The following is a 12,286-nucleotide window of genomic DNA, read 5'->3' on the forward strand; positions in this document are numbered from 1 at the left end:
GAGAGGCTGTAACCGAGATTTCGGTTCCCGGCACCCGAGCCGTGTGGGTGCGGAGCCCGTCGATCGGCAAACCGACTCGTGAGCAGGCACCGACGGAGGTTCGGTCATGGAATGGATCGTCGCCCCGGACGCGGCCGAGTGGCAGCTGGCGGACACGCTGCCCTCGGCACTGGGCGCGATGGGAACGCCGGGCTTTACCGACCGGATGGGACTGTCCGAGTGCTCCTCGGCCGCGGTGCTGCTCGTCGACGGTCTCGGTTGGCGGCTGCTGCGCGAGTACGCCGCCGACGCTCCGATACTGGCCGAACTGGACACCGCCAGACCCGGTGCGGCCGGTTTCCCCACCACCACCGCCACCAGCATCGCCTCTCTCGGGACCGGCTGTTGCTCGGGTGAACACGGCGTGGTCGGTTACTCCTTCGCCGAACCCGACGGTGCGCTGCTGCGGCCGTTGTCCTGGACCAGGCGGGACAGTTCCGGCAAGGACACGAGCCTGCTCGACACCTGGCCTCCCGAGACGGTCCAACCGAAGGAAACCGTGCCGCAGCGTGCCGTGGCGGCAGGGGTCGACACCCGGCTCGCCGTGCCCGCCGAGTTCGCGGGAACCGGGCTGACCAGGGCAGCACTACGCGGCGGCGAACTGCGAGGCGTCCACGCTCTCGGTGATCTCGCCGCTCAGCTGCTCGCGGCTGTGGAAGCACCGCCGCCCGTACTGTGCTACGGCTATCACGGGCAGCTGGACATGCTCGGTCACGTTCACGGGCCGGGATCGCAGCCGTGGCGAATGCACCTGCGCCAGGTGGATCGACTGGTCGAGTCGATCGCGGAACGGCTCCCCTCGGGGACCCAGCTGGTGGTGGTGGCCGATCACGGCATGGTCCCCTTCGAACCGGGCAGCTCGCCGGACGCCGACACCGATCCCGAGCTTTCCGAGGGAGTTCGGCTGGTCGGCGGCGAGGTGCGTGTGCGGCATGTCTACACCGAGCCCGGCGCCACCGAGGACGTGCTTGCCGCGTGGCGGAGCAGGCTCGGTTCGGACGCGGCGGTGCTCACCGCGGAGGAGGCGATCGCGGCCGGCTGGTTCGGACCGGTGATATCCGAGGGAGTTCGGGCCAGAATAGGTGACGTGATCGCTGTAGCGCGCCACAATGGAGTGATCCGCTCGTCGGCCGAGCCCCACGCCGCCGCACTGCTCGGGCAGCACGGCTCGCTCACCGCCGACGAGCAGTACATTCCACTGCTGGTCGCACGAGGGTGATTTCGGTGTCCCGTACCGTTGGTGAACGCGGGTTCGATCCGTTGGGCAAGTACGCACGGCTGCGGCTGATCCGACGGCTGGATCCGGAACGCGAACACACGCTGGTCTACCGGATATCGGCCGGGTTGGAGTTCCCCTGGGACTACACGCGGGCGCTGGAACTCGCGCTGTTCCGCACCTTCTGTGTGCCCAGCATCTCCGAACTGCTGCAAAAGACCGGAGAGTTCGAGTGCAGAGCCCAGCAGCGCTACGACGACACCTCGATCCTGATGGAGGAGATGGGCAGGCACGGTTACGACTCGCAGCGGGGCAAGCAGGCGCTGCGCATGGTCAACCGGATGCACGGCCGCTACGACATCAGCAACGACGACATGCTCTACGTGCTGTCCACCTTCATCTACGAACCGATCAGGTGGATCGACGCCTACGGTTGGCGGCCCATGAGCGACCACGAGCGCACAGCGGCGTACTGGCACTACCACCAGATCGGTGTTCGGATGGGAATACGCGGGATTCCCGGCTACGAGGAGTTCGACCGGTTCAACCGCGACTACGAGGTCGAGCACTTCAAATACGCCGAGAGCAACCGCGACGTCGGCCGCTACAACCTCGCGATGGTCTGCGCCTGGTTCCCGAAGCCGTTGCGGGGAATCGCCCGTCGCGGCTTCATCGCCGGGCTGGAACCGGCGATGCGCACGGCGTTCGGCTTTCCGGAGCCGAAACGCTGGGAGACGAGCGCGGTCACCGCCGCGCTGCGGCTGCACGGGGCGGCCGAGCGCCTGCGCCCCGCGCGGCAGGTCAGCAGGCTGGGGCGCGGCAGGAAACTCAGCTACCCCGGCTATCCGAACGGTTACCGGCTCGGCGACCTCGGGGCGCTGCCGGACCGGTGAGCCCTGTCAGATCGCGATCAGGTTGAGCGGCATGATGAGCAGGTAGGCGCCCCCGAACAGGATCATGACCACCTTGAGCAGGCCCTTGGCGAGGTTGGCGAGGATGTTGTCGGTGTTTCCCGAGATCTCGCCCGCGTTCAGGTAGCCGATCAGGAACAGCAGGTCGAACACCCACGCTGCCACCAGCGTGGTGTTGAACACCGGTGACCAGGTGGCGCTGCTCGTGCCGTAGTCGAGGCCCAGCTCCCCGATAGCGGTTCCGGTGGCCACGCAGGCCACGAAGAGGACACCGGTGACGACGCAGAAGGGGGCCGACCTGTCCTTGCGACGCCTCGGATCGTTCGTCTTGACTTTTACCATGATTTCTACCGCTTCGGGATCTGTCGGTCTTTTGAACAGGAAAAATGGTTCGATCTTCGCGATTTTCACTTTATTCTGTTGCGTGGCAAAAACGTGAACCATCGGCGAAGTCGACTACATAGAACCTTCGTTTTGGGATTTGCTTTCCAAGGGGGAGTGGCTGTGTTTTTTCAACTTTTTCCATTTTGATTTCATACAAGGTCAATATGGATACAGTGGTGTCTTTGCTATTTATTTTTTCGGTGGATTCTTGTGTGGGGCGCGCGAAGCGGCGAGCCTTGTTGAGTAGGTTCCCATTCGTTGTATTTTCGTTTTTTGATTTTGTTTTTAGTAAATGCGATTCGATTACTACTGCAATGCGTTTATCGGTTACGGCCAAGGCGGATCCTTCGTGAGCCACGCAAATGTGATCCAGTAGTCTTATCGCTTCGTCCTCCGGGGTTGCAGCCATGGCCCAGTGGCCGATCGTGGGATCGTCAGCCCACTCGTCCTCGGGCAAGCTTCCCTCTGAGGTCGCCTTTGAGGGAAGCGGCCAGTGGGGGGTATCAAGTTTGACTTCGGGGGTATGTCCGAGCGGGGAATGTGGTGTGCGTGTTTCACCATTGATAATTGAAGCGGCGTGGGAGGGTTTTATTGGCTTCACCAGGCCAACGTTTTCGTCTGCATCGGCCCAATTTTCGGTGACAGCTTTGTCCCATTCGAGTATGAAATCTACTTCTTTTGTCAGTTTTCTGTTGCTCATGATTCCAATTATTGAGGTCAGCTGGTCATTTCGGTCAGTTGTTGTACCGCAGGGTCCGGCTTGTGGAGGTCGAAACCTGATCCGTCCCGCAGCGTTATCCGGAAGCACCGCTCGGTCCGTGTGTTCTCCTCGCTGCCCGCGGACCTGTCCGCGGTGTCGAAACCGGTAATCGAGGAACGGGGAATTTCCAGGAAGCTGGTCAGCGTGTTCGGTTCCAACGGCTTGCTCGCCTCGTTGTCGCCGTACTTGCGCACGTTCTTGCTCGCCCATGACACCGCACCGCTTACCAGCCCCGTGGCTCCGGACCGCTGCGTGAAGCCGCCCTCCGGAACCAGGAGCGCCAGTCGCCGGGAGGTGAGGATCCAGTCGCCTGCCAGCTTGTCCAGATTGATGCTGTCGTTGCCCATCAGCCGTGCCAGCTCCTGCTGCGACAGCAGACGCGCGGCCTCACTTTCCGGCTCCGCTCCGAACACGGTGACGTTCGGGAAGTCGGGCACGCTCGGTGCGGGGCCGTTGGTTCCGTTGTCACGTCCCGGGATCTCGCCGGTCGCTATCGAGAGCCCCGCTCCCAGCACGGCCATACCGGCGCTCCCGGCGGCTTGTTTGAGTCCCTGGCCGAGTCGTTTTCCCCAGCCGGGCAGTGGGCTGCCGGTGGGGTCGAGTCCCGCCACGTCGTAGCGGACCGATCGCTGTGCGAACACCCAGCGGATAGCCTCGTCGGGGTGGCACCAGGTGGCGCGTGCCTCCAGCGATCTGGGCAGTGGAGAGTCCAAACCCATTTGGTCTCCTTCCTCGAAGGAATCAGGTGAAGCCGCGTTCCTGCGCGGCCTGGCGCTGCTCGTAGGTGTGTTCGGTGGTCTCGTCGTACCCCTGCTTGACTCCTTGCTCGACACCCTCGCTGACTACCGCGTCCATACCCTGATGCCCCACTGCGCTGGTGAACCGTGCTTCACCGGTCAATCCGGCCGCGTTGAGTCCTGCCTGGGCGATGTTGGCTGCGGAGGCCTGCTCACCCTGCACACCGGGCTGATATGTCTTGATGCTGCCGGTCCAGGACGTCCGAACAGTGCCGTCGTTCTTGTAACTGGTCTCCGGAGCCGCGTCCCGATCCTTCATGAACCGGTTCGGAGTGGTCGAGGCGGTGTTGATCTCGTCGTAGCGTCTTTGTGCGTCTTGTACTTCTTGCCGTAGTAGTCTTTGCTGCTCTTCGGGAAGCGACCTGCTGTTGGCGAATCTTTCCTTGGCATCCGCCAACGCCGTCTTCGCGTTGCGAACTTCGGTGGCGTTGTCGGCACCCCGAGTAACGAGCTTCGTCACCGGGTTCGAGTCCAGCTGACGTCCCGCCCACCGTTGGATCATGTTCCCGTTGCGGAGGTGTTCATCTTCTCCACGAGCTCGTTCAACGGCCCCTTGCGCAGGCTCTGCAGCAGGTCCTCGAGTTTGGTGACGATGGGCCTGAGCTTGTGGAACAGGTTGGCGACCTTGCTGCCCAGCCGAGTGCCGGTTATGGCGACCTGCGCGGCGGTCATCCCGGAGGCCGCGCCAACCGAAGCGCCCGCGGTGATCCAGGAAGCGGCCAGCGCCGCCAGCCACTCGACGATCAGCCCGATCACCAGTTCCTGGATGATGTCGATGCACATCTCCACGAACGCGTCGAACAGGTCCGCCGCCAGGTCGAGCGATTCCTTCATCCCCCGGATGTCGGTGGCCAGGGCCTTGGCTCCCGAGACGAACTCGTCCATCTGCTCGCGGAAGGCTGCCGCGGCCTGTCCTTCCCAGACGGGCTCGGTAGCCTGCGCACGCTCACCCTCGTGTTCGGCGAGCCGATCCACCCAGTCCGCGACCTCGGCCCACCCCTTGCCGGTGCTGCGCATCTGCGCCGGATCGCCCACGGCCGGTTCCAGGATCAGCTCCACCAGCGGGCTGATCACGATCGAGATGAGAAAGCCCAGCCCGTTGTCCACGAACGCCTGCCCCGGGCTGGTCAGCGCGTTGAGCTGCTCGGAACGCGCGTTGACCGTGGCGATCGCGATGCTCGGCGGATCACTGGCCCGCGCCAGACTCTGCGAAGCCGAGGCCCAGGAACTGCCGTAGCCCGCGATCTGCTCCATCTCGCCGCGTGCCTCGTCCGCACCCGCACTGTTCACATCGGACAGACCACCCGGCCCGGAGCCACCCGCACGCATGGCGCTCAGGTCGATCTTGGCGATCTTGCCGGACTCGGCCTCGTCCGTTTCGGTGTAGCTCTGGGCGCACTCGGCGACGGCCTCGCCGGTGTCATTCATGAACCGGCTGGCTTTCGAAGCCGAATCGCGGCATTCCTGCAGTGAGTTGAAATAGCCCCGCGCCAGCATGTAGCCGATCGGTCCGAAGCAGTCATGGCTGACCCTGGCCTGCTCGATCACCTCGGAAAGTTGTTCCAGATGTCCCGCGACCTGTTGCGAACCGTCACGGTAGGCGTAGAGCGCCTCGGTCTGGATCCTCAGTTTCCCGGACATCGGCACATCACCTCAGAAAAGAACCGTCGGAGAGGTCGTCGTCCTCGTCATCCCGATCCGGGCGGCTGTAGCCCGCGCCGGAGGCGCCTCGTGTAGTGCTCGCCGAACCCGTGGACGCGGTGCCCGTTCCGTCTCCGGCCGCGTCACCACCCGACTCCGGGGTCACCGGCTGCGCGCCGTGCGAGTTGAACGCCTGCTTGAACTGCTCCGCCCGGTCGCCGAGGAGCGGCTGCACCGTCTCGTCCATCCGCGCGGCGGCATCCTGGGTCGCCTGCCGGATGGTGTCCAACAGGGACTGTTGCAGCGCGGTGTGGGACTGCCGCACGGCGCCCTATTCGAGCCGCAGATCCAGCACCGCTCCCGAGGGAGCGACCGTGACCTCGATCGTGCCGTCCTTGCTGCGTGCCGTTCCGCGCAGTTCGCTCATTTGGTCCTTGACCTCGGCGGCTTTGGCGGCCTGCTGCTCGAAGTCGGACATCATCCGCTGGATGCGTTCCGAAACGTCCACGATGTTCCCCCGAAAGATCGATTTCGTCCGTGGCGGACCTTATCGCGCTCGTGCGGGATTTCGTGCCCTGTTCACAAAATCAGCGGGCGGTGACTACGCGTAGACTCTCATTGTGGTTTCGAACACACCCGGTTGATCTGTTGTGGTCGATGTCAACGCGGATCTATGGTCCACGTCACGCCACTGCCAGGGGCGCTCCGTGTTGCACGGCCAGGTGAGGAGTTCGCCGATGTCCGCGACCGATATCCCCCGGCAAGGGGAGACGACGCTCCCGTCGCGCGAGGGTACGAGCCCACCGGATGTCGAGGGGTGCGTCGCGCGGCTGCGTGCGCTGTTGCCCGCCGGGGCGGTGATCACCGATCGACAGAAGCTGCGCACCTACGAGTGCGACGGTCTCTCCTCGCACCGCTCGGTTCCCGCCGTGGTGGTGTTGCCGGACGACGCCGAGCAGGTGGCCGCGACGGTGGCGACCTGCTCCGAGCACGGGGTGCCCTTCGTGGCGCGCGGCTCCGGCACCGGGCTCTCGGCGGGAGCGCTGCCCCGCTCCGACGGGGTGCTGGTGGTCACCTCCAGGATGCGCCGCATCCTGGAGATCGACATCGACAACGAACGGGCCGTCGTCGAGCCGGGTGTGATCAACCTCGACGTCACCAAGGCCGCCGCGCCCTACGGCTACTACTTCGCCCCGGACCCCTCCAGTCAGCAGGTCTGCTCGGTGGGCGGCAACGTGGCCGAGAACTCCGGGGGAGCGCACTGCCTGAAGTACGGCTTCACCACCAATCACGTGTTGTCGATGACCGTGGTGACCCCGGACGGGGCGACCGTCGAACTGGGCGGACCCGCCAGGGACGCACCCGGCTACGACCTGCTCGGCGCCTTCGTCGGCAGTGAGGGAACGCTGGGGGTGGTCACCTCGATCACCGTGCGACTGCTGCGGCAACCGGAGAGGGTTCGAACCCTGCTGGCCGGGTTCTCCTCCACCGACGAGGCAGGGGAGGCGGTATCGGCCATCATCGCCGCCGGAGTCACCCCCGCGGCCATCGAAATGATGGACGAACTCTCCATCGCCGCCGCGGAACAGGCTGTGCGGTGCGGCTATCCCGAAGGTGCCGGGGCGGTGCTCATCGTGGAGCTGGACGGTCCCGAAGCCGAGGTGGAGCACACCTTCGCCGAGGTGCGGAAGTACTGCACCGAGCACGGCGCCTTCGAGATCCGGAGCGCGGCCGACGAAGCCGAACGGGCCCTGATCTGGAAGGGCCGCAAGTCCGCCTTCGCCGCTGTGGGGCGGATCAGCCCCGACTACATCGTGCAGGACGGGGTGATTCCCCGGACGGCGCTTCCCGAGGTGCTGCGCCGGATCTCGGAGTTGTCGGCACGCTCCGGGGTTCGGGTGGCCAACGTCTTCCACGCGGGGGACGGAAACCTGCACCCCTTGGTGCTGTTCGACAGCTCCGTCCCCGGTGCGTCCGAGCGGGCCGAGGAGGTCTCCGGCGCGATCCTGGACCTGTGCGTCGAGCACGGTGGCTCCATAACCGGTGAGCACGGCGTCGGAGCGGACAAGGTCCGTTACATGGGTCGCATGTTCACCCCGCGGGACCTGGAAACCATGCAGTACGTGCGCTGCGCGTTCGATCCGGTCGGGGTGTGCAACCCCGGCAAGGTCTTCCCGACTCCCCGGCTCTGTGGCGAGGTGCCGGGACCGCGACGCGGCGCGCATCCACTCGCCGAGGCCGGATTGGCGGAAGAATTCTGATGACTTCTCGGACCGTGGACTCCGCACGCAGCGAACTGACGGACGTGTTGGCCACCGAGGACCTGCACGACGCCACGGAGGCCGACGCGGTGCGGGGAGTGCTCCCGCGCTGGGTGGCGCGGGTGAACAGCACGGAGCAGATCTCGGAGGTACTGCGCGTGGCCGCCGCGCACCGGCTGCGGGTGGTGCCGCGCGGTGGAGGCAGCAAGCTGGACTGGGGGGCCGCGCCCAGCGGCGTGGACCTGGTTCTCGACACCTCGGGCACCGCGGCCGTGCTGGAGCACGCAGCCGGGGACCTGGTGTTGCGTGCCACGGCAGGCACCCCGCTCTCCCAAGTCCGGCGAGCCGTCGCGGCGGCGGGGCAGCAGCTGTCCGTGGAACACCCGTTGCCCGGCGCCACTCTCGGCGGAATCGTCGCCACCGCCGCCGCGGGCCCCTGCCGTCAGCTGTTCGGCACGGTGCGGGACCTGCTCCTCGGTGTCCGGGTGGTTCGCGCCGACGGTGAGATCACCGCTTCCGGCGGCAAGGTGGTCAAGAACGTCGCCGGATACGACCTCGGCAAGCTCTACACCGGTTCCTACGGCACCCTCGGCGTGATCGCCGAGACGACCTTTCGGCTGCACCCGTTGGCAGCCGAGTATCGGTGGGTGAAGCTGCGTGTGCCCCATGCCGAGGCGGCAGCGGCAGCCGTGCGTTCGCTGCGTTCCTCGCAGGCCGCGCCCACCGGAATCGAGCTCGACCGGCCGGATCCCGAGGCCCCCTTCGAGGTCTGCGCGCAGTTGGAGGGCATGCCGGGCGCGACCGAGCAACGTGCTCGGGAGCTGGCCGAGCGGCTCGGGACCGAACTGGACGTCACCGCCGGGGTCGAACGCGCCGCGCCCTCGTGGTGGGGCGAGTATCCGTTCGATTCCCACACGGACACCGGTCTGCGCCTCGCCGCGGAGCAGGCCGAGCTCGTGTCGCTGCTGGAGCACGCCGAACGGTCGGCACGAGAGGCCGGGGTTTCGCTGGCCGTGCGCGGCTCGGCCGGCGCCGGAGTGCTGTTCGGTGGTGTTCCGGCCGAAGCCGGAGCCGCCCGGACCGGTGATGCGATATCCCGGTTGCGGTCCGCGACCGCTCGGTTGCACGGTCACACCACAGTGCTGCGCGCGCCGGTGGCGGTACTGGAGCTGGTCGACCCGTGGGAGACCCCGGAGCCGGGAGTGTTCAACCTGCTGCGCCGGGTCAAGGAGCAGTTCGACCCGGAGTACCGGCTAGCACCCGGGTGTTTCGTGGGAGGCCTCTGATGTCGCACTGTCGGCTCGGTCGCCGTGGGTGGTCGCTCGGCGGAACCTCTCGGGCGGCGCTCGCTCCGGGTGCCCGACCTCGAGTAGCGGCCTACGCCACGTCGGGCCTTCCTCACGAGCACCACCCGAGAGAACCCGCGGCGGTGCCCGACGGCGGGAGTGGGGGGAGTTTGGCCTGCGGGAGTGCGGGAGCGGTGGTTCGACACCACGGCGTCTACAGTAGATAGCTGACCAGGGGGCAGTGATGAGTGAGGGCTCGGAGCGTTCCGGTCCGGACGGCGCGTTCGACGTGTTCAATCCGCCCGAGCGGGGACTGATCGACGACTGTGTGCACTGTGGATTCTGTCTGCCCTCTTGCCCCACCTACGAGTTGTGGGGCGAGGAGATGGACTCGCCTCGCGGACGCATTCACCTGATGGAGGCGGGCCTCGACGGGGAGCCCCTCTCGGGGAGCATGGTCGAGCACTTCGACAACTGCCTGGGTTGCATGGCCTGCGTGACTGCCTGTCCTTCCGGGGTGCAGTACGGCACGCTGCTCAGCCAGACCCGTGCGCAGGTGGAACGTAACCATCCTCGTGGGAGGTGGCAGCGCTGGTGGCGCGCGGCGATCTTCGCGCTCTTTCCCCACCGGCGCCGCCTGCGCCTGCTGCGCGGCCCCTTGGCGTTGTATCAGCGCCTCGGGATCGGGACGCTGCTGCGACGCAGCGGACTGCTGAACAGACTGCCCGCCGAGGTACGCACGATGGAGTCGCTCGCGCCTCCGATAAAACGCGCCGCGTCGCTCCCCGCCCGGGTGCCCGCCTCCGGCCCGCGCCGAGCCGTCGTGGGAATGCTCACCGGCTGTGTGCAGCACGCCTTCTTCCCGGACGTCAACGCGGCGACCGCGAGGGTGCTCGCGGCCGAGGGGTGCGAGGTGGTGATTCCGCCCGCCCAGGGGTGCTGCGGTGCGTTGAGCGAGCACTCCGGCCGCGAGCAGGAGGCCAAGCGGTTCGCGCGGGCCACCCTGGACGCGTTCGACACCGCCGGGGTGGACTACGTGGTGGTCAACTCGGCGGGTTGTGGTTCGGCGATGAAGGAGTATCCGCGCCTGCTCGCGGACGACCCGCTGTACGCCCCGCGCGCGGCGGAATTCGCCGAGCGGGTACGTGACGTCTCCGAGGTGCTCGTCGAACTGGGGCCGGTGGCGACGCGGAGTCCGCTGCCGGTGCGGATCGCCTATCACGACGCCTGCCACCTCAGTCATGGTCAGGGTATCCGTGCCCAACCCCGTGAACTGCTGCGCACGATTCCCGGACTCGAACTGCGTGAGATCAACCGTGGCGAGCTGTGCTGCGGGTCGGCCGGGGTCTACAACCTGCTGCGTCCGGAAGCCGCGGCCGAGCTCGGTGCGCGCAAGGCCGAGAACGTGCTCGACACCGGGGCCGACCTGTTGGTGACCGCCAACCCGGGGTGCTCGATGCAGATCCGGACAGCGCTGCGCGCCAAGGGGACCCGACTGCCGATGGCACACACGGTGCAACTGCTCGACGCCGCCATCCGCGGCCGTCCGGTCGAGTCACTCCTGCACGACTCCGCCTGATCGAAGTTTCCGGCCGAGTCGCTCGTTCGGCGGAACCTCCCGCCGGCTCTCGCCGCGGGCCGGCGACCTCGAGTGGCGAGCAGCACTCCGCCGAGTCGGGAAGAATATATCCTATTGACTGTGACAGTCTTGGTGTCACACTCTCCCTGGAGGAAAGCCGCAACGAGGAGGCACCCCCCACATGTCCGAGGCCTTTGTCTACGACGCGATCCGCACCCCGCGCGGTCGCGGCAAGAAAACCGGTGCGCTGTACGGGACGAAGCCGATCAGCCTCGTCGTCGGGCTGGTGGAGGAGCTGCGCCGCCGTCACCCCAACCTGGACCCGGAAGTTCTCGACGACCTGGTGCTCGGCGTCGTCACACCGGTAGGTGACCAGGGCGGTGATATCGCCAAGGCGGCAGCGCTCGCGGCAGGACTTCCCGAAACCGTCAGCGGTGTGCAGCTCAACCGGTTCTGCGCCTCCGGGCTGGAAGCCGTGAACACCGCCGCTCAGAAGGTCCGTTCCGGTTGGGAGGACGCCGTGCTGGCGGGCGGCGTCGAGTCCATGTCCCGCGTGCCCATGGGCACCGACGGCGGAGCCTGGGCGATGGACCCCGAGACGAACCTGGAAACGTCCTTCGTCCCCCAGGGAATCGGCGCCGATCTGATCGCCACCCTCGAGGGGTTCGATCGGGACACGGTCGACGCCTTCGCCGCCGAGTCGCAGACCCGCGCCGCGAAGGCGTGGGCCGACGGCCGCTTCGCCGAATCCGTCATCGGGGTGAGTGACCGCAACGGCATGACCGTACTGGAGCGCGACGAACACGTCAGGCCCAACACCACTGTCGAGGGACTGTCCGGGCTGGAACCCTCGTTCGCCGGAATCGGCGAGATGGGGGGCTTCGACGCCGTCGCCCAGCAGAAGTACCACTGGGTCGAGAAGATCAACCACGTGCACACGCCCGGCAACTCCTCGGGCATCGTCGACGGCGCCGCGCTAACACTGATCGGTGGTGAGCGGTTCGGCGAGCACAGCGGGATGCGCCCGCGTGCCCGGATCGTCTCCGCGGCCCTCAGCGGTGCGGACCCGACGATCATGCTCACCGGTCCGGGACCCGCCGTGCGCAAGGCGCTGGGCAAGGCGGAGCTCGACATCTCCGACATCGACCTCGTCGAGATCAACGAAGCGTTCGCGGCCGTGCCGCTGAAGTTCATGAAGGACTTCGGCGTCCCGCACGAGAAGGTCAACGTCAACGGTGGCGCGATCGCGATGGGACACCCGCTCGGCGCGACCGGGGCGATGATCCTGGGCACGCTCGTCGACGAACTCGAACGACGCGGCCAACGCTACGGCCTGGCGACGCTGTGCATCGGCGGTGGAATGGGAATCGCGACGATCGTCGAACGAGTGACCGAGTAGCACCCGAAGCCGC

At 66.6% G+C, this 12,286-nt stretch carries 13 protein-coding genes; 6 read left to right on the top strand and 7 right to left on the bottom strand.

Annotation, left to right across the window (positions count from 1 at the left end):
• Window positions 1-106: 106 nt before the first annotated feature.
• Window positions 107-1,258 (top strand): alkaline phosphatase family protein, encoded by a 1,152-nt coding sequence (locus ACOQFL_RS10505; protein ID WP_435543942.1) that lies wholly within the window; start codon window positions 107-109, stop codon window positions 1,256-1,258.
• A gap of 5 nt (window positions 1,259-1,263) precedes the next feature.
• Window positions 1,264-2,148, top strand: a complete 885-nt coding sequence (locus tag ACOQFL_RS10510; RefSeq protein WP_435543943.1) for an oxygenase MpaB family protein — start codon at window positions 1,264-1,266, stop codon at window positions 2,146-2,148.
• Between the two features lie 6 nt (window positions 2,149-2,154).
• Here ACOQFL_RS10510 and ACOQFL_RS10515 read toward each other — a convergent pair whose 3' ends face one another.
• From ACOQFL_RS10515 to ACOQFL_RS10545, 7 genes are all read right to left on the bottom strand, one after another.
• Entirely contained in the window at window positions 2,155-2,508 is a 354-nt protein-coding gene (locus tag ACOQFL_RS10515) for a hypothetical protein (protein ID WP_435543944.1), read from the bottom strand.
• Between the two features lie 70 nt (window positions 2,509-2,578).
• Complete coding sequence (locus ACOQFL_RS10520; RefSeq protein ID WP_435543945.1) at window positions 2,579-3,250, bottom strand: hypothetical protein; 672 nt, start codon at window positions 3,248-3,250, stop codon at window positions 2,579-2,581.
• 17 nt (window positions 3,251-3,267) lie between these two features.
• Window positions 3,268-4,029, bottom strand: coding sequence for a hypothetical protein (locus tag ACOQFL_RS10525; RefSeq protein ID WP_435543946.1), 762 nt, complete (start codon window positions 4,027-4,029; stop codon window positions 3,268-3,270).
• Window positions 4,030-4,051: 22 nt separating this feature from the next.
• Entirely contained in the window at window positions 4,052-4,567 is a 516-nt protein-coding gene (locus ACOQFL_RS10530; protein ID WP_435543947.1) for a hypothetical protein, read from the bottom strand.
• Between the two features lie 38 nt (window positions 4,568-4,605).
• Window positions 4,606-5,748: a WXG100 family type VII secretion target gene (locus ACOQFL_RS10535; protein ID WP_435543948.1), complete on the bottom strand. Its 1,143-nt coding sequence runs from the start codon at window positions 5,746-5,748 to the stop codon at window positions 4,606-4,608.
• 7 nt (window positions 5,749-5,755) lie between these two features.
• Complete coding sequence (locus ACOQFL_RS10540) at window positions 5,756-6,073, bottom strand: hypothetical protein (protein WP_435543949.1); 318 nt, start codon at window positions 6,071-6,073, stop codon at window positions 5,756-5,758.
• 6 nt (window positions 6,074-6,079) lie between these two features.
• Window positions 6,080-6,256 carry a YbaB/EbfC family nucleoid-associated protein gene (locus ACOQFL_RS10545; protein ID WP_435543950.1) on the bottom strand — a complete coding sequence of 59 codons (177 nt, stop codon included), beginning with the start codon at window positions 6,254-6,256 and terminating at the stop codon, window positions 6,080-6,082.
• Between the two features lie 229 nt (window positions 6,257-6,485).
• Between ACOQFL_RS10545 and ACOQFL_RS10550 the strand changes: the two genes are divergently transcribed.
• The 4 genes from ACOQFL_RS10550 to ACOQFL_RS10565 all read left to right on the top strand — a co-directional run bounded on the left by ACOQFL_RS10550 (window position 6,486) and on the right by ACOQFL_RS10565 (window position 12,273).
• Window positions 6,486-8,009 carry an FAD-linked oxidase C-terminal domain-containing protein gene (locus ACOQFL_RS10550; RefSeq protein WP_435543951.1) on the top strand — a complete coding sequence of 508 codons (1,524 nt, stop codon included), beginning with the start codon at window positions 6,486-6,488 and terminating at the stop codon, window positions 8,007-8,009.
• The gene (locus ACOQFL_RS10555) at window positions 8,009-9,295 is read left to right on the top strand and encodes an FAD-binding oxidoreductase (RefSeq protein ID WP_435543952.1); all 1,287 of its coding nucleotides are present in this window, start codon (window positions 8,009-8,011) and stop codon (window positions 9,293-9,295) included. Before ACOQFL_RS10550 ends, ACOQFL_RS10555 begins: the two co-directional genes overlap by 1 nt.
• Before the next feature lie 244 nt (window positions 9,296-9,539).
• Window positions 9,540-10,874, top strand: coding sequence for a (Fe-S)-binding protein (locus tag ACOQFL_RS10560; protein WP_435543953.1), 1,335 nt, complete (start codon window positions 9,540-9,542; stop codon window positions 10,872-10,874).
• Between the two features lie 181 nt (window positions 10,875-11,055).
• A complete protein-coding gene (locus ACOQFL_RS10565) occupies window positions 11,056-12,273 on the top strand; it encodes an acetyl-CoA C-acetyltransferase (protein ID WP_435543954.1) in 1,218 nt (405 codons plus the stop codon).
• Window positions 12,274-12,286 lie beyond the last annotated feature (13 nt).

It is taken from the genome of Actinopolyspora sabaoui (assembly GCF_051225635.1).
Lineage (GTDB): Bacteria > Actinomycetota > Actinomycetes > Mycobacteriales > Pseudonocardiaceae > Actinopolyspora.